Raw genomic sequence first — 16,809 nt, 5'->3', positions numbered from 1 at the left:
TTACCGCTGGGCAAGCAGCCGGGAGCCGCCTTCGCCATAGTTGCGATTCCATGCGCAACGCATTGCTCGTGAACCCGGTCTTCCCCCCTTCCTATTGGAGCTATTCCTACGCGCTGGAGTTCGTCGGCAAGAAGGCCAGCATCCCGCCGCTCGGTTTGCTCACGGTGGCTTCCATGTTCCCGGACGATTGGTCGCTACGGCTGGTCGACATGAATGTCCGCCCGCTGCACGACGAGGATCTCGCCTGGGCCGATGCGGTCTTCACCTCCAGCATGATCGTGCAACGGGATTCGCTCTTCGACGTGGTGCAACGTTGCCGGCGGGCTGGCGTGCCGGTCGTTGCCGGGGGGCCCCACCCGACGGCACACCACGCGGGGATCCAGGCTGAGTTCGAGCCAGGGGAGGGCGTCGATCATTTCGTCCTCGGTGAAGTCGAAGCGATCTTCCCTGCTTTCCTGGAGGATCTGCGCAAGGGGATCGCCAAGCCGCTCTACGGGCCTGCCGAGAAACCGGAGGTCGCCACGACGCCGGTCCCCCGTTTCGACCTGATCGACCCGGACGACTACGGATCGATGGCCCTCCAGTATTCCCGTGGATGCCCGTTCGATTGCGAGTTCTGCGACATCACGGCGCTCTACGGCCGCCGGCCTCGCACCAAGAGCCCGGAGCAGATGGTCGTCGAACTCGAAGCGGTCTACCGGACGGGCTGGCGCGGATCGCTCTTCCTGGTCGATGACAATTTCATCGGCAACAAACGCAACGCGTTGCAGTTGCTCGAGGCCGTGAAGAAATGGCAGGAGGCGCACGGGTACCCATTCAGCTTCATGACGGAAGCGAGTGTGAACCTGGCGAAGATCCCAGAGTTGTTGAGGGCGATGCAGGAGAGCGGCTTCACCATGGTCTTCCTTGGCATCGAGTCCCCCGGTGAGGCGGCACTCGAGAAGACCTCCAAGGGCCAGAACCTGGGCCAGGGTGAGGAGGCGGGGAGCTTCCTGCAGAGGGCCGTTCATACCCTTCAAGCCCACGGCATGGAGGTTTCATCGTTGGCCTCGATGGCGACAAGGAGTTCGATTCCCACCTGCGCCTCACCCGCGAGGCGGGGATTCCGATGGCGATGGCAGGTCTGCTCACGGCACTCGAAGGCACCCGGCTGCACGCGCGGCTGGCTCGCGAGGGGCGGCTTCGGTCGGCCTCCACCGGCTGCAACACCGCGATCGATCTGAACTTCGAGCCGGAGTTGCCCCGCGAGGTCCTGCTCGAGGAGTACCGCCGACTGATCCGAACGCTCTACGAGCCCTCTCTCCGGGGCTACTTCGAGCGCTGCTTGACCCTGTTCGAGCACCTGGCTCCTCGTCGGAACGATGCTCGCAAGGTCAGCTGGGTCGACCTGCGGGCCGCACTCCGTTCCCTGCGCCGCCAACTCTTCTCCCGCCAGGGCCCCGCCTACGCACACTTCTTCTGGCGGGTGGTCCGGTACCACCGGGAGCACGTCGCGGAGGCATTCCGGCTGGCGATCAAGGGCTACCACTTCGAGCGGGTGACGAGCCAGCAGTTGCGGGTCGACGCCATCGAACGCAGGCTCGAGGAGGAATTCGAAGCTTCGGGTGTCCGCTCATCAGGTACGAGCGGAACGGCGCTGGAGCGCTACTCGAGCGAGGTCCTGTCCCGGCTCGATCCCGCTTTCCGATCGATCGCCGAACGCGCAATCGACGCGCAACTTGGCGCGCGCGCGGAGCGCGTACAGGGAAGCGAACGCTGACCGCGGCCACTCGGGGCGAACGCTACGAGTCGGATGGCGAGCGAACCTGAATCCCCGAGGGGGAGAGATCGGCGACCTGACGTGCGTCGAGCCGGCGCGCCTTTGGGCGGACGGGTCCCTTTCACCCCCGAATACAGAGAAATCCTTTGATTTGAGCGGCTCACTTTGAGACGATGCCGAACGATATTGCACGCTCGTTGGCCGGGCGTCAGGCCGGCGTAGCTGGACGTGGTGTTGTGGGCCTCGGACCGACGGGCGGCGAATGACCAGAGAGGTCCCATGCCGTTGTCCCTTCGTGTTTTTCTGTGCCTCGCCGTGGTGGCCCTGTTCGCGGCTCCGGCGGCGGCTCAGACGTCCTTCGTTGCATTCGAGAGTGGGCCCGTTCGCCCGCTCGCCATCTCCCCGAACGGAGCCAAGCTGTTCGCGGTCAACACCCCGGACAATCGGCTGGAGATCTACAAGGTCGAAGGCTTCGGGCTGGTCTCCAAGGGATCGGTCCCCGTCGGCCTGGAGCCCGTGGCCGTAGCCGCTCGCAGCGACACCGAGGTCTGGGTGGTGAACCACCTCTCGGACAGCATCAGCATCCTCACCCTCGATGCGAATGGCTGGCGCGTCACACGGACCCTGCTGGTTGGTGACGAACCCCGCGACATCGTCTTCGCAGGCACCGGCGGCAACCGTGCGTTCATCACCACGGCCCACCGCGGCCAGCACCGGACCCATAGCTCGATCTCGGGCGTGACCGGCGCCGGCGATCCCCAGCTCACCACGGCCGGTGTGGATCGCGCGGATGTCTGGGTATTCGACGCGACGGCGCTCGGTGGCACGCTCGGTGGCACGCCGGTCGAGATCGTCACGATGTTCGGCGACACGCCGCGCGCTCTGGCCGTAAGCCCCGACGGCAACACCGTCTACGCAGCGGTCTTCCATTCGGGCAACCAGACGGCACCCGCCAATGAAGGAACGATCTGTGACGGCTTCGGCGGCGCAGGCAACTGTAACGGCGACGGCATCACCTCGCCGAACGGTCTCAACGCCGGTAAGATTCCCGGCGGCAACCCCGGGCCGTCCGAGAACACCAGCATGGAAGCGGCCCCCGAAGTCGGCCTGATCCTGAAATACGACAATCCCTCGGGCGAGTGGCGCGACGAGCGGGGCCTGAATTTCAGCAACGCGATCCGCTTCAACCTGCCGGACACGGACGTGTTCACGATCAACGCGAACACCCTTGCCGTTGGTACCGACTACCCCCATGTCGGAACGATCCTGTTCAACATGGTGACGAATCCGGTCAACGGGAACATCTACGTTTCAAACACCGATGCCAACAATGCGGTGCGCTTCGAGGGCCCGGGCGGCGGTGGCAGCACGGTGCAGGGCAACATCGCGCGCTCCCACATCACGGTGATCACACCGGGTACGGGTGACGTCGAGCCGCGGCACCTGAACAAGCACATCAACTACGGCGTGCTTCCGGCCCCGGCGGGTACCAAGGCGCATAGTCTGGCGAATCCGGTCGAGATGGTCGTTTCGAGCGACGGCGCCACCCTCTACGTGGCGGCCTTCGGCTCCAGCAAGGTGGGCGTGATCGACACGGCGGATCTCGAGAACGATCTGCTCTGGGACAATGCCGGTACTGAATTCGACCCGACCGTCGAGAGTGCCAACTACATCGACGTCACGGGCGGCGGTCCCTCGGGTCTGGTGCTGGACGAGAGCAGCAACCGGATGTTCGTCTACACCCGCTTCGACAACGGCATCTCGGTCGTGGATACGAATACGGGCACGGAAACGGGTCACGTGAACTTCCACAACCCCGAGCCGGCGAACGTCACCGATGGCCGCTTCATGCTCTACGACGCCCTTCAGACGTCGTCGAACGGTGAGGCTTCCTGCTCCAGCTGCCACGTGTTCGGAGATTTCGACAGCCTGGCGTGGGACCTCGGCAACCCGGATGACGCAAACCACCACAACCCCCTGGTGATCAACCTCGGGATTGCGGCCCCTGGCGACATCAACGGAACCGGCGTGCTCACCGAGTTCTCCTCGATGAAAGGCCCGATGACGACCCAGACCCTGCGCGGCATGGAGACCTCCGGTCACATGCATTGGCGCGGAGACCGGGCCAATGGGTTCTTCGGTGAGGACAGCCCGAACACCAACGATTCGGACCTCTCCTTTCGGAATTTCATCGTGGCGTTCCCGGGCCTGGTCGGAATGGACATCGATCTCTCGGGTGGCCCGGGTGTGAATCCTGCCTTCGAGGCGGATGTCCAGGCCTTCGCCGACTTCATGCTCGACGTGAGGCTGCCGCCCAATCCCGTGCGCGCGCTGGACAACTCACTCAACAGTAGCCAGCAAGCCGGCCGGGACTTCTACTTCGGCGACCATGGTGGGAACGATTGCTCGGACGGGCTCTGCTCCCCCGGTAACCTGGAGGGGATCCTTGGCTTCTCCTGCAACGGTTGCCACACCCTGGACGCGTCCCAGGGCTTCTTCGGAACGGGAGGGAACGCCAGTTTCGAGAACGAGCCTCAGATCTTCAAGATCCCTCAACTTCGAAACCTCTACCAGAAGGTCGGCATGTTCGGGAAGCCGGATGAAGACTTCACCAACTCGGGCGACAACGGTCACAAGGGTGACCAGGTACGCGGAACGGGCTTCCTGCACGACGGCTCCGACGACACCTTGTTCCGCTTCTTCCAAGCCGTGGTCTTCAACAACAACCCTGGCAACAACGCCGGGTTCGACGGAGGCGACAACCAGCGCCGGGATGTCGAGCAGTTCATGCTCGCTTTCGACACGGACATCGCACCGATCGTCGGACAGCAGGTCACGCTCGACGGTGGAAATCTCGCGACGGTGGGTGGACGCATCACCCTGCTCGAGCAGCGAGCGGCGGCGAATTTCACCTCCCTCGTGCTGGGTGGCGCCGTCAAGGAATGCGACCTGGTCGTGACCGCCCTGGTCGCCAAGGTGCGACGCGGTTGGGTCTACCAGCCCGGAACCGACGACTACCGGACGGACGTCGCGGCCGAGGCGGCCGTCTCACGGGCTTCCCTCGAGGCGCTGGCCGGCGGCACGGCGCAGGAGCTCACCTGGACCTGCGTTCCCCCGGGCTCCGGCGTGCGGGTCGCCCTGGACCGCGATGAGGACGGGTTCCTGGATGGCGACGAACACGCCGATGGAACCGAGACGGACAACCCGGCGAGCTTCCTGGGTGCCTGCAACAACGGCCTCGACGACGACGGTGATGGCGACATCGACCTCGCCGACGGCGGCTGCTTCAACGCGACCTGGAACAACGAAATGCCCGAGTGCGACGACGGGCTCGACAATGATGGCGACGGCAACATCGACCTTGCGGACGCTCAGTGCGGCAGTTCGTCGTCGCTGAACCGCGAGAATTCTGTCAACCAGATCAACTGCGGATTGATTGGCCTCGAGGTCCTACCGGTGCTGGCTCTGGGGGCCTGGCGACGGCGCCGACGGCGGCTGGTCTAGGGCCTTTCAAGCGGCGAAGCTCAATAGGCGCAAGTGGTGGCCAGGTAGGTTGCGCCCGGGAGATTCCTGCTGAGTCAGGATGTGGCGGGATGCTGGCGCGTCCGGTGGCCCACGTCAGATCCGGGTGCGAGCTCAATCGTGGCCCGGATCCTGCCCAAGGACGAAGCGAGCAAGCTTGCGGAGCTTCTTGGTCGGATGCTCCGCAGCGATCTTCTGCAGCTCGCCGAGGCCCTCCGGACCGGTGAGCGCCAAGGTCATCAGCGGGGTCGTCAGCGTTGCTGGATCTGCATCTGGATTCCAGAGCATCTCACGAAGCGCAGGAACGGCTGAACCGCCTAGCCGCCCGATGCTCTCCATGGCGGCCCCTCGTACCTGCCCATCGTCATCGCTGAGCGCCGGAAGGGCGGCCTCGAGGGAGGCCAGCCCGTGTCGCTCGAACAGGGCCGTCAGCGCGGCGGCCCGGACCTGCCCCGCTGGATCTTTCGCCATCAGCTCCTTCAGCTTGGTATCAGGGAGTCCTTTGCCTCCCCATCGCGTCGCTGCAGCGCGCACTCGAGGGTCTTCGCTCGCGAGCAGCTTTTCGGTTCGTTCCGCCGAGAGACCTCCCTGAAGCTGCGCGAGCGATGTGACGGCCGAGCCTTGCAGCGCGGAGGGGAGGGCCGCGAGGGGCGAGAGCGCTGGTTCCAATGAATGAAGGGATTGGTCTCCTGCCAGGGTGATGAGTTGGCGTCGGAGCTCGACCGGGCGCGAGGCGTTCTCGAGCAATGCCTCGAGGTGGGCCGTCGACTCCGTTTCCAGCCGGTTTTCCAGGCCGGGGATACGCGCCAGCGCATCGATGGCAGCCGTGGCCAACCGCGCATCACCGACTGCCGCAAGCGCTGCCAACGCGGTGACACCCGCCTTCTCTTCTCTCTCCTCGGAGGAAAGGCGAAGGTAGGCTTCCAGGGAGTCGAGAGTGGTTGGGTCCGGGTCGTTCAGGAATGCCTCTCCGCGGGCCGCGATCGCCAAGGCTTCTCGTGCGGGGAATCGCTTGCGCCAGAGGGAACCAGAGGGGAGCGGTTCGAGTGCCAACACACTCCGTTTCCCTGCCGTGAATCGCAGCTGTTGATCCCGGCCGAACTCTTCCCACGCGATCACGAGGAGATCACCCGGGTTGGCCTCTCCGCTGAGAACCCGCTCGACACGAAGCCCGGCACGCCGGCCATAGGTATCGATGCGACTGGGGGCTTCGACCAGGCCCACGACCGTGAGCGGTGCACCCTGGGCCGCCTCGAGCAAGCGGTAGCCGCCGGCCGCAGGGATCGACGTCTCCAGGCCGCCGGCCGGGAGGGCCAGCAGCAAGAAGAACGGCAACAGACTGAGCTTTGCGAACCGCCTCGACATGGAGGGCAAATGACCTCAGGGAGCCAGTTGCACGCCAGGCGCATCGAAGCTGCTGTTGCCGTCCACATCGACGAACAGGGCGTTGGTGTAGCAGAGCGCTCGCACGCCCCCCTCGTTCGGATCGAGGGTGGTGAGCTGCGCCAGCGTCTGGCCGCCGTCGGCGTTGTTCGGGTAGACCGGGAAGGTGGGGGTCGAGTTGCCGACCGTTCCCTTCGCCACGACCACGACCCATTCGTCGACGGTAAGGTCCGTGAGCGGAACCGTGAGCAGGGTGTCGAAGCGGTCCGCACCCGTAACTCCCGGGTGAACGTTCAGCGTGTTTCGCACGAAGTCACCCGCACCGAGTGTCAGCACGGTCGTCGGATTCGCGCCGTAGGCGACAGGCGTCCCGCCCGAGGTTCCGGCGACGACGGTTTCGGCGTTCCGGTAGATTTCGATGGTGTCGTACTCCCCCCAGACGGGCGCCTGGACGTGGATGTCGAGATCGACCGAACCGTCGGTCGCGGTGACCAACGTGGTCCCGCCGAGGCTGAAATCAGCAACCGCGGCACCTTCGACCAGCTGGCTCTGCAGGTAGCACCCCTGCCCGCCGACCGCGCGCTGGGTTTGCACCGCCAGCCCGATCTCGCTGTCGCTGATCGCCGCCGGCGAATCGCTCGAAGAGGGCGTCCATGTTCGGCCTCCGGCGCTCTCGAGGTCCTTCACGGTATGCGTGTCGCTGTCGGCGATGGCGGTCGAGGGGTACCCCTGGTTGAGCAGGTTCATCCAGACTCCGATCCGGTTGTTGAGGAAGGAGTTCTGGGCGCCGACGGATGCGCCATTCCACAGCTCCAGGGCCAGGAACGGATGGAAGAAATTCGAAACGTCCGGGTTGAGCCGGAAGATGGTCGGATCGGCGAGCAGCGACTGCGGGGGTTCGAGCCCCGTGTCGATCTGCAAGGGGCCGAAGTGGCTGTCGATGTGGTTGATGTGCACGACCGTGTCGAGGCCTGCGTTGCTCGGGTCGGCGAGGACCGCCCTGTCGATATCGGCGGGCGTGAGTCCATAGTAGTCAGGCGGGAAATCCTTGCCGGCAGGTGCAGCCCCTCCCCAGTCGGTCGAGCCGTTGCTGGGTTTCGAGGTGTCCTGGCCCTGTGGGTAGGCGTTGTAGTGCCCGTAGTCGAAGGTCGTGATCTCCTCGCCAATGGTGGCGTGCACGAAGGACGTGAGGCCGAGGGACGTGATGGTCGGCATGAGGTCGGTGACCGCGTCGTGGTCGGTGACGATGATATTGTCGACGCCTTCTCCCGAGTAGGAGAGGGCCCTCTCGGCCAGGCCGATCCGGGAGTCCGGGCTGTGGATCATGTGGACGTGGTAGTCCGAGGAGACGAAACCCGTGGTGTCGAGGACCGGCGCGATCTGTGCGCTGACGAGGTGAGTCGTCCCTGCGACTGCGGTGATGCTCTCCTGGTGGATCGACCATTCGGTGCCCCGAGAGACGGTGATCTGATAGTCGCCCGGCTCCAGGTCGAACTCGATGATTCCACTGGCTCCCGCGAAGTTCACGGAGGTCAGCCCGTCCAGGGGGGATTCCTTCAGATCGTTGAAGATTCCGGAAGTTGTGGAACCGAGGCCGGGCAGTGCGAAGGAGAGCGTCGGCTCCGGGCTCGGGTCGATTCCGACCGAGACGATCCGCACCGGAACCGGCGAGTTCGTTTCGTCCACGGCCTCGATTCGGATCCGTGAGGTCGCGGGAAGATCGATGGTTGGCGCGGCGATGGCACCGGAGGCCGGCACCGTAACGGAGTGGACCACGGGCATCACGCCAGCCCCCTCGAAGAGGTGGCCCTCCTTGGCAGCCGCGACGCCGTAAGTCGCGGCTGGGATGTCCGCCTGGTAGCAGCCGGCGGCGTCGGTGAGGAAGTGGGCGTCGACCCGGGAGATTGCGCCGGAAACGATCGGACCCAGCGCCACCCGAGCGGACGGGGCCGGCGAGCCAGCGACCGTGACGCATCCGCTCAGCGTTCCCGTAGCCAGGCCCTTGACCTCGGCCTCGACCGCAGCGGTGTTGGCCAGGCTGCCGTCACCGACGGAGAAGTAGCCGAGGAAAGAGTTGCTCCCCCCGGCCGGAACCGTGAAGAACGGGTCGAAATCGGCACCCAGCACCGCGAGGAGGGAATGCGTGTGGAGCATGAAGCTGACACCGGAAGTGGAGAAGGAACTCGAGAAGCCAACGCCGCCCGGGAAATTGATCGGGACCAGGCCGTAGTCGACTCCTTCTGCGGCGCCGAAGCCCATGAAGGCAAGGACCTCGCTGGACGGGGAAACCAGGGCCTCGCCCAGGCCGAGTGGGGTGGCCCCGGTTCGGACCCACTGCTCGAGCGAGCCCATGCCGTTGACGTAGTAACCCACGTAGAATTTGACGTCGCTGGCGGCGTTGTTGTGAACGGTGGTTTCTACCGCCACGTAGCGTTTGCCCGGCTCCAGCCGGTATTCCGTACAGCCGTCCACGTCGTAGTCACGGTCATCGACGATGCTCAACACGTTGGGGAGCGAGAGCCCCAGTTCCCCGACCTGCGAGGATGCGTTGATGTAGTCGTTCAGATCGTCGGGACCGCAGGTCCTGACGACGGCCGCTTCACCATTCTGTCCGTCGTTGAGCACCTCGAGGGTCTGGGCGTTGATGACCGTCTCGAGATTGATCGAGGGCTGCAGTTCGAAGAACTGGTCGAGCCCCGGTTTGCTCACGAGTTCCGCGTCGATCAGGTTGCCACCGAATTGTCCCACGCTATGCAAGTCGCGCTGTTTGGGAGCCTGGATCACGAAGCGCGCTACGTCGTTCTCGATCATGGTGTCGCCGAGCCGGTTGTCGGCCAGGGGCCCGGTGAGCAGATCCCCCGGGTCGGTGATCTCGAAGGCGCGAGACTTCGGCGGCAGGTAGTCGAAGAAGGCAACCGCGATCCGGACGCTACCGCCGCCACCGACAAGGGGTGCCGAGGCGATCAGCTCGTTGCTGTCGAGCAGGGGGTCTCCAGGATCGACGGTCGCCGTGAAGACTCCGGGGGGCCCTTCGGTGAGAGACACGGGGATTCCATTCAACGTCGCCGTGGTTCCGGACGCATCGACGGACGAGCCGCTGACATGGATCTCCACCGGGAAGCTCGGGGTTCCGACCACAGAATTGTGGGCCGGGAGGATGATCTGCACCGGCGGGGTGGGGCAGGTGAACCCGAGGCAGGCGACGGCGGCCAGGGCAATAAGAGCGAGCGGGTTGCGAAACGGCATGGGGAGTCCTCGTCAAAAAGCGCGATGGAAACGGAGACCGGCGGCCCGGGAGCCGAGGGCCCCATACTATAGGGGGAAGTTCCCACGGAATTCCAGGACTAGCGGAGTGGAGGCGCGGATTCGTCCATGGAACTCCCCTCGGGGACTGGTCGAGTAGATCGCAAGAATCCAGCCGAGCCCCGATCCCGGAAGAGGCCGCGCGACGCCATCTGCTGGCCCCACCGAGCCTGGCCTTGAAAGATCACGGTTCGCGCCGATCCTCATTGGATGGATCGCGATCCCTACAAGATTCTGGGCGTGGCGCGGGATGCATCGGGCGACGAGATCAAGCAGGTCTATCGGCGGCTGGCGCGAGAGACCCACCCGGACGTGAATCCGGGTGACGAAGCCGCCGAGGAACGCTTCAAGGTGATCTCCTGGGCGAAGGAGGTGCTGCTCGACGACGAGAAGAGAAGGCGCTTCGATGAGTTCGGGGACGAGGGCCTGGCGGCCGGTTTCGATCCGGAAAAGGCCCGCGCCTATCAACAGTGGGCGCGGCGTGCGGGGCGAAGTCCGGGTCACGATCAGTTCGGCGGCGATGTCGATGTGGAAGATCTGCTCTCGCATCTCTTCCAGGGCCGCGGGGGTGGTGCCCATGAATTCGAGGGGATGCACGGCTTCGGCCGGCGGGGCCCGCTGCGCGGCTCGGATCTCGAGGCAGAGGTGGGGGTCGATTTCCTCGATGTGGTTCGAGCGGCCGAAGTGGAGCTCAGGCCCGAAGGGCGCCCGACCCTCAAGGTGAGCATTCCTCCCGGCGCACGAGACGGGACGCGCATTCGTCTGGCCGGGCAGGGCGCGCCGGCACCGGGTGGGGGCAAGCCGGGCGATCTCTTCGTCCGCCTTCGCGTACGTCCCCATCCGTTCTTCGAGCGCGAAGGCGATGACCTCGGAGTCGACGTCCCGGTGACGATCCCAGAGCTCGTGCTTGGGGCCGAGATCGATGTGCCGACGCCCGATGGCTCCGTCCGCATGACGGTGCCCTCAGGCTCGCAGGCGGGCCGGAAGCTCCGTCTCCGGGAGAAGGGCGCAAAGCGGCGCGACGGCGGGCGGGGAGATCTCTACGTCCGGCTCGAGGCGGTGCTCCCCGAGCATGCGGAAGCCGAGAAGCTCGAGGCGGCCGTCCGCGAACTCGAAGGCCTGTATGCGGACGATGTCCGCGCGCACCTGCGGGAGGGGCTCTGAGATGCCGACCTTCACTCGCCACCAGATCGCCGAGATCCTCGAGATCGACGAGGGCTTCCTGATTCGCCTCGAGACCGAGGAGATCTTGTTTGCCGATGCCACGAGCAGCCAGGCACCGTACAGCGAACGCATGCTCGAGAGGGCACGGGTTGCCTACAGCCTGACCGAGGAGTTGGAGGTGAACCTCCCCGGTGTGGCCGTGATCATTCGCCTGCGCGAAGAACTCGGAACCAGCCGGGCACGCATCGAGGCATTGGTGCGTGCGCTTCGGGGCCAGAGCCAATCGCCCTGAGCCAGGCTCTTCCCACCCGAGGGAGGCTTCCCGGGTCGGCGCCTCAGTCCGGGATCTTCACTCTCTTCCAGCTCAGCCCTTCGCCGTCTCCGAAACCGCATCGGCATTCGGCGGGTCGGCTGTGCTGCTGGTTCTCGGCGATGAAGGTCGAGTCGGCCGCGCCCTGCGCATCGCAAGTGGCTTGGCACCTCTTGAAGTCGTTCCGATGCTGCCAGGCGTCTGCCAGCCAGAACCCCAGGAAGAGCACGAGAAGGGGAATCCCAACGGCGCTTGGCAGGGTCGTGTGCCCGGGCTTCCGCAGATCGTGGATCCAGCTCATGAGGGGTGGTTCGGAACCCGGCCCAGGGGCCTTGAGCGTTGGCAGTTTCCGAGTTGCTGCGCCGCCGCAGGGGATTATGCTCGTCTGCGATGTAGAGCAGGACTCGGATAGCGAACGACCGCCCCGAACCAGGACCCTCCCCCGCGTTCGGTGTTCCGAACCCGTTTCGCGATGGTCTAGAGAAGCTCTCGCGAGTGGCTCGCCATCGAAAGGACCTGCTCATGTCTCGATCTTCTTCTCGCGATCGATCTCTATCGAACCGCGTCGTACTCCTCACCGGTGTGTCTCGGGAGATCGGCATCGGTGCCACTCTGGCGCGCCGCATGCTCGACGAGGGCGCCTCGGTCTTTTCGACCGGTTGGGCTTCCCACGACGATGAGATGGCCTGGGGCGCCGATGCGGACCGCGGGGCGGCATTTCTAGCCGAACTCGATCCAGGGGACGGTCGTTTTCACTACCAGGAAGCGGACCTCGAAGATCCGGCCGTCGCCGATCAGCTCGTTCGTGAGACGGTGGAGCGCGATTTGGCGCGATCGACATCCTGATCGCGAACCATGCGCGCAGCTCGACCGAATCGCTGGCCGATGTAACAGCGCTGGAACTCGATCGTTGCTGGGCCGCCAACGGGCGGGCTTCGGTCTTGCTGGCCCAGAGCTTCGCCGCGCGTCACGACGCCTCCCGCTCCCATGGCCGTATGCTGCTGTTCTGCAGCGGGCAGCATATCGGTCCGATGTCGAACGAGATCGCCTACGCGGTGACCAAGGGCGCCATTCACCAGATGACCGCGTCCCTCTCCGATGCGCTGATCGACCAGGGGATCACGGTCAATTGCATCAACCCTGGCCCAACGGATACCGGTTATGCGCCTCCCAGGATGCACCGGGCCATTGCCGACATGATGCCGGCGGGTCGATGGGGAATGCCGGAGGACGTGGCAAACATGGCGGCCTGGTTGGTCGGCGAGGAGGCGGCGTGGATCACGGGGCAGGTGATCAACAGCGAAGGTGGGTTCAGGCGCTGGAAGTAGAAGTCGGGGGTGCCAGCAATCGCTCCGCATTCCCCCGCAGGATCGCCGCACGCTGCTCGGGTCTGCCTTCGGTGACGATCAAGACCTTCGCCAACGTGGCTGCGAGGTGATAGAAGGGCCAGTCGGTTCCGAATAGCATGCGCTCGCCACCGGTCGCTTCGAGCATCTCGTGCAGCGAGGTGACGCCCTGGCCGTGGATGCCCAGCCAGGCGTTCTCATGGCGAAGACCAAGGTCGAGGGCAGAGGCTGCGTCGCGGGCACCGGAGTGCAGGAGAACGAAGTTCACGCCCGGGAAGCTGCTTAGCGCGCCTTCGAAGTGGCGCGGCATTGCGTAGCGATGGGTGGATTCGGGTTCGATACCCGCACGCCCCGCATGGAAGGTCACAGCCAGCCCCAGCCGCTCGCAGGCTTCGTAGATGTCCATGACATCGGGGTCATCCGGATAGAAGCGTTGCATCGTGGGATGCAACTTGATCGCCCGAGCACCGGCGGCCGCGTATCGATCGAGCTTTTCGATGCGGTTTGGATCTCGCGGGTGCACGGAAGCGGCCTTCACGAACTGATTTCCCGCCTCGGCCTGATCGATGGTCGCCATCCAGCGCTCCGTCAGGTCGTCTCCAAACGGAAGGCCGAAGGCGATCGGCAGGATGACGGCCTCGCCCACGCGGGATGCCTTCATCTCGGCGAGGAGGTTGGGGATGGTGTGGGTCGCAGCCGCGGAGCTTCCCCAGCTGGCCTGGGCGACGACCCCTTTTCGCAGTTCCCAGAGGTCGTCCTCGGTAAAGTTGGCATTGATGTAGACGTCGAGGTCCAGTTCGCAGCCAGGATCTTCGGAATCGCAATCGAGCAGGTGCCAGACGCGTTCCCCTCGTTGCATGAGGTCGACGTCCGGCGCCAGGAGCATCGAGATCCCGAAGTGACAGTGCATATCGATGGCGGTCGGAAAATCGTCCGCGACGCAGACGAGTTGACCCAGGGAGTCGAGTTCGAACCAGGGAAGCTCGGCGAGGCCGCGGTAGCCACGATACTTCTGCGGGCCGAAGGGTCCCTTCCCGGAGCGGGCAAGCTCGGTCTTCCGTTGCTCGGCCAGTCCCGCGATATCCGCTTCCGTGTATCGGCCCGGCTCCGGGGGCGAGGAACAAGCGCCGAGGGCAAGGCCGGCGGCGCTTGCGGCAGTGCCGGTCAGGAATTGGCGACGGGAGAAGGTCGAGAGCGTTCGCATGCGGCGAGCATCGCATCATGCTCGCCGCATTGCTCGCGGCGGATCAGCGTTCTTCCAGGCCGTTTTGTTTCAACCGCCAGAGGAGTACGTCCAATCGATCCTGACCAAAGAACGGCTCACCTTGGAAAGCGCAGGTAGGCACCCCCCAATGTTCTGCGGTCGCATGGTCGGTTTCGTTCTGCGCGATTGCCGCTTCGATTCGATCGACCTCGCTCTCCGCGCGGGCGTCGAGGGCCTCGAGATCGAGGCCTGCTTCAGCGCTGGCTCGCGCCAGATGTTCTCCCTCGTGCCAGTTCTCCGTGCCGCCCCAGATCAGATTCGAGACCGCAAGGGCAAACTCGACCCCCGAGCCTTCTTCTTCCGCCAGAACGCCCAGCCGGGTGAGGCGGTGGATGTAGGGCTGGGTCTCACCGGTTCGCATGCGTCCGTCCGCCAGTTCCTGGACGACCGGATCCGGGTGCGGCCACGCGATCGGAAGTTCGAGGAACTGCGCGACGCGTTGCACGTCGACCATGAAGTAGCGGGTCCACAACGGATGAACCTGGTCGAAGAACTCGGGAGTGCGAATCGCAATGGGGTAGACCGGACGAAAGCGCACGTCCAACTGGTATCGGTCTTGCCAGGCAGCGAGACGAGGCGTCGCCAGATAGGACCAGGGGCTTCGAAACGACCAGAACACGTCGATCGTCAGGGAATCGGCCAACTCGGGGAGTTCTCCTCAGTCCGTGGGTTCACATACGAAGATCGGGATGTCGCGGGTCGTCCTCTCCCGGTACTCAGCATAGGGTGCATAGTGGCGGTCACAGATCGGCCAGAGAGCGGGCTTCTCCTCCGCCGTCGCCAGCCGGGCCCGGAGATTCGAGTGCCGGCCTCGATGATCGACCTCGATGTCCGGGGTCTTGACCAGGTTGCCGTACCAGACCGGGTTCTTCGGCGCGCCGCCCTGGGAGGCTACGAGAAGAATGCCGCCTTCGTGGGGTACGTACATCAACGGAACGGTCAGACGGCGTCCGCTCTTCGCACCGGTCATCGTCACGAAGCAGACGTCGTCACCACCCAGTTTGTTGAAGAAGCGTCCACCGGACAAACGGTGCAGGAAGACATGCGTCCGGGTCATGGCCTTGAGGATGAAGCGGGGCGGGGGCGAGCCGGGGCCTGAGGTCTTTTCGGTAGACATGGGATTCCTCCGAGAGGGGGGCGGGCACGGCACTGAAAGCCTACCGCAGGCCGACCCGAGAGGGCCGGATCGCGGATCCTCTACACTCGGCAAATGAACAAGTTCTCGCGGCTCCGCGGAGATGCGGCCCTCGCGGTCTACATCGACATGAAGAGCCCCTACGCGTTCATCGCCATCGAGCCGACCCGGGCGATGGCCGCGGCGGCCGGTGTTTCGATCGATTGGCGGCCGTTCACGCTGGACATTCCCAGTTTTCTGGGTTCCGCCCGGCTCGACAAGAAGGGAAAGGTCGAGAGCAGCCAACGCACCCCCAGCCAATGGTCGTGGGTTCGCTACGCGTATCAGGATGCGCGGCGTTATGCGAAGCTGCGTGACAAGACGCTCCGGGGTACCGAGAAGATCTGGGATTCCAGTCTGGCCGGTATTGCGATGCTCTGGGCGAAGCAACAAGGCAGCGAGTGTTTCGATCGATTCGTCGACGAGGCCTACGAACGCTTCTGGCGCCGCGATCTGGATATCGAGGATCTGGACGTTCTCGAAGCAGCCCTTGCCGGGATCGGCGCGGATGTCGGCGGCTTCCGAGCCTATGCCAGAGGTGCCGGCCGTGATGCCCACGACCAGTTGAACGAAGCAGCTTTCGATGCCGGCGTATTCGGCGTTCCCTCGTATCTCGTCGCCGATGAAATGTGGTTCGGCCGCGAACACCTCCCGCGCGTCGCCTGGTTGCTCCGAGGCTCGGTCGGGCCCTCGCCGGATGTGGCCAATCGGGGCTTCGGCCCGTGACGAGGCTCCGTATCCTGCTCGATCTCAAACACCCTCTCGCCTTCCTGGCCCTGCAGCCGGCCATGGAGCTGGCGGCTTCGCGATCCGATGCCGTCGACTGGCTGCCGCTGGATGTTTCGCCACTCCAGCCGCCTGTCGCTCCAAAGGACGGGGACGGCAGGGGAGTCCGCCATTTCTTCTACCGAGCGGAGGCGATTGCACGGGAGATCGAAACCTACTCCCGGGCCCAGGGAATCATCCTGCGTGAGCCGTATCGCAACGGGAGTGTCGATGCCGCGCACCTCGGCTGGCTATGGATCCGAGAGCGAGCACCTGAGCGCCTGACTGCATTTCTGGGAGAGTTGTTTCGTGGCTACTGGTCGCTCGAACTCGATGCGTCGAACCCGGAACAGATTGCATCCCTGATCGACTCGTTCGACGCGGACGGCGCTTCGTTCCTGGTCTGGTCTGGCAACGAGGGCACGAGGGTCGCGGCAAAGCTCCAATCGGAGCTACGAGACGAGGGCCTCGTTCGGGTACCCGGGTTCGTCGTGGACGGCGAGCTCTTCTTCGGGCGCCAACATTTCCCAATGCTGCGTTGGATTCTGGACGGACGGTCGGGGCCGATTCCCATCCAGGGGTGATCGGGAAGCGTAGGTCGAAGCATCGGCGGTGCGGGTCGGACGGACTCGCCTGTGGCATCTTCCGTCAATGCCGAACGAAGCCGAAGCCGCCGATGGCGCGGCCGTCCGTTTCCCGCCGCCCCTTGTTCCGCTGATCGGGTTGCTCCTTGGGCTGCTGCTTCAGCACCTGGTCTGGCCGATCACCATCCCCGTCGAAGGGGCCGTGGGTATCGCGGTTGGTCTGCTGTTGTGTGTG

At 64.8% G+C, this 16,809-nt stretch carries 13 protein-coding genes and 2 pseudogenes; 9 read left to right on the top strand and 6 right to left on the bottom strand.

The annotated features are described in order from the left end of the window. Positions 1-50 precede the first annotated feature (50 nt). The 3 genes and pseudogenes from GY937_25925 (at position 51) to GY937_25915 (ending at position 4,969) form a co-directional block, all read left to right on the top strand. Entirely contained in the window at positions 51-1,223 is a 1,173-nt protein-coding gene (locus GY937_25925) for a B12-binding domain-containing radical SAM protein (protein MCP5060154.1), read from the top strand. After that, the gene (locus GY937_25920; protein MCP5060153.1) at positions 1,115-1,759 is read left to right on the top strand and encodes a DUF4070 domain-containing protein; all 645 of its coding nucleotides are present in this window, start codon (positions 1,115-1,117) and stop codon (positions 1,757-1,759) included. Before GY937_25925 ends, GY937_25920 begins: the two co-directional genes overlap by 109 nt. 279 nt (positions 1,760-2,038) lie before the next feature. Continuing rightward, positions 2,039-4,969: pseudogene (locus GY937_25915) on the top strand (hypothetical protein). Between the two features lie 426 nt (positions 4,970-5,395). Here the strand turns inward: GY937_25915 and GY937_25910 are convergent. Next, on the bottom strand, positions 5,396-6,646 hold the full coding sequence (locus GY937_25910) for a HEAT repeat domain-containing protein (GenBank protein MCP5060152.1): 1,251 nt from the start codon (positions 6,644-6,646) through the stop codon (positions 5,396-5,398). Between the two features lie 15 nt (positions 6,647-6,661). Then, positions 6,662-9,910 carry a hypothetical protein gene (locus GY937_25905; GenBank protein ID MCP5060151.1) on the bottom strand — a complete coding sequence of 1,083 codons (3,249 nt, stop codon included), beginning with the start codon at positions 9,908-9,910 and terminating at the stop codon, positions 6,662-6,664. Positions 9,911-10,177: 267 nt separating this feature from the next. Between GY937_25905 and GY937_25900 the strand changes: the two genes are divergently transcribed. Next, positions 10,178-11,131, top strand: coding sequence for a J domain-containing protein (locus tag GY937_25900; GenBank protein MCP5060150.1), 954 nt, complete (start codon positions 10,178-10,180; stop codon positions 11,129-11,131). Between the two features lies 1 nt (position 11,132). Beyond that, entirely contained in the window at positions 11,133-11,423 is a 291-nt protein-coding gene (locus tag GY937_25895) for a hypothetical protein (GenBank protein ID MCP5060149.1), read from the top strand. A gap of 43 nt (positions 11,424-11,466) precedes the next feature. Here the strand turns inward: GY937_25895 and GY937_25890 are convergent, their stop codons facing one another. After that, entirely contained in the window at positions 11,467-11,742 is a 276-nt protein-coding gene (locus GY937_25890; GenBank protein MCP5060148.1) for a hypothetical protein, read from the bottom strand. A gap of 221 nt (positions 11,743-11,963) precedes the next feature. Here GY937_25890 and GY937_25885 point away from each other — a divergent pair. Beyond that, positions 11,964-12,769, top strand: a pseudogene (locus tag GY937_25885) (SDR family oxidoreductase). On the opposite strand, the gene GY937_25880 reads toward GY937_25885, so the two are convergent. Genes GY937_25880 through GY937_25870 form a run of 3 tightly spaced genes read right to left on the bottom strand, consistent with a single transcriptional unit; the run spans position 12,753 to position 15,168 of the window. Beyond that, entirely contained in the window at positions 12,753-13,991 is a 1,239-nt protein-coding gene (locus tag GY937_25880) for an amidohydrolase family protein (GenBank protein MCP5060147.1), read from the bottom strand. The pseudogene GY937_25885 and the gene GY937_25880 overlap by 17 nt on opposite strands. Before the next feature lie 43 nt (positions 13,992-14,034). Next, positions 14,035-14,694, bottom strand: coding sequence for a 2-hydroxychromene-2-carboxylate isomerase (locus tag GY937_25875; GenBank protein ID MCP5060146.1), 660 nt, complete (start codon positions 14,692-14,694; stop codon positions 14,035-14,037). Between the two features lie 15 nt (positions 14,695-14,709). After that, the gene (locus GY937_25870; protein MCP5060145.1) at positions 14,710-15,168 is read right to left on the bottom strand and encodes a nitroreductase family deazaflavin-dependent oxidoreductase; all 459 of its coding nucleotides are present in this window, start codon (positions 15,166-15,168) and stop codon (positions 14,710-14,712) included. Positions 15,169-15,261: 93 nt separating this feature from the next. Between GY937_25870 and GY937_25865 the strand changes: the two genes are divergently transcribed. The 3 genes from GY937_25865 to GY937_25855 all read left to right on the top strand — a co-directional run. Next, entirely contained in the window at positions 15,262-15,951 is a 690-nt protein-coding gene (locus GY937_25865) for a 2-hydroxychromene-2-carboxylate isomerase (GenBank protein ID MCP5060144.1), read from the top strand. Next, the gene (locus GY937_25860) at positions 15,948-16,574 is read left to right on the top strand and encodes a hypothetical protein (protein MCP5060143.1); all 627 of its coding nucleotides are present in this window, start codon (positions 15,948-15,950) and stop codon (positions 16,572-16,574) included. Before GY937_25865 ends, GY937_25860 begins: the two co-directional genes overlap by 4 nt. 67 nt (positions 16,575-16,641) lie before the next feature. Further along, positions 16,642-16,809: isoprenylcysteine carboxylmethyltransferase family protein (locus GY937_25855; protein ID MCP5060142.1), on the top strand; the 168-nt coding region annotated here is incomplete at its 3' end.

Source organism: bacterium, assembly GCA_024228115.1.
Classification (GTDB): Bacteria; Myxococcota_A; UBA9160; order UBA9160; family UBA6930.
The sequence above is the reverse complement of the archived record's forward strand: the minus strand, read 5'-3'. Positions and strand labels throughout refer to the sequence as shown.

Bases quoted from the DNA above. Each gene is read 5' to 3' on its own strand.
- GY937_25925 (MCP5060154.1), top strand. From the start codon at position 51: ATGCGCAACGCATTGCTCGTGAACCCGGTCTTCCCCCCTTCCTATTGG.
- GY937_25920 (MCP5060153.1), top strand. From the start codon at position 1,115: ATGGCAGGTCTGCTCACGGCACTCGAAGGCACCCGGCTGCACGCGCGG.
- GY937_25910 (MCP5060152.1), bottom strand. From the start codon at position 6,646: ATGTCGAGGCGGTTCGCAAAGCTCAGTCTGTTGCCGTTCTTCTTGCTG.
- GY937_25905 (MCP5060151.1), bottom strand. From the start codon at position 9,910: ATGCCGTTTCGCAACCCGCTCGCTCTTATTGCCCTGGCCGCCGTCGCC.
- GY937_25900 (MCP5060150.1), top strand. From the start codon at position 10,178: ATGGATCGCGATCCCTACAAGATTCTGGGCGTGGCGCGGGATGCATCG.
- GY937_25895 (MCP5060149.1), top strand. From the start codon at position 11,133: ATGCCGACCTTCACTCGCCACCAGATCGCCGAGATCCTCGAGATCGAC.
- GY937_25890 (MCP5060148.1), bottom strand. From the start codon at position 11,742: ATGAGCTGGATCCACGATCTGCGGAAGCCCGGGCACACGACCCTGCCA.
- GY937_25880 (MCP5060147.1), bottom strand. From the start codon at position 13,991: ATGCGAACGCTCTCGACCTTCTCCCGTCGCCAATTCCTGACCGGCACT.
- GY937_25870 (MCP5060145.1), bottom strand. From the start codon at position 15,168: ATGTCTACCGAAAAGACCTCAGGCCCCGGCTCGCCCCCGCCCCGCTTC.
- GY937_25865 (MCP5060144.1), top strand. From the start codon at position 15,262: ATGAACAAGTTCTCGCGGCTCCGCGGAGATGCGGCCCTCGCGGTCTAC.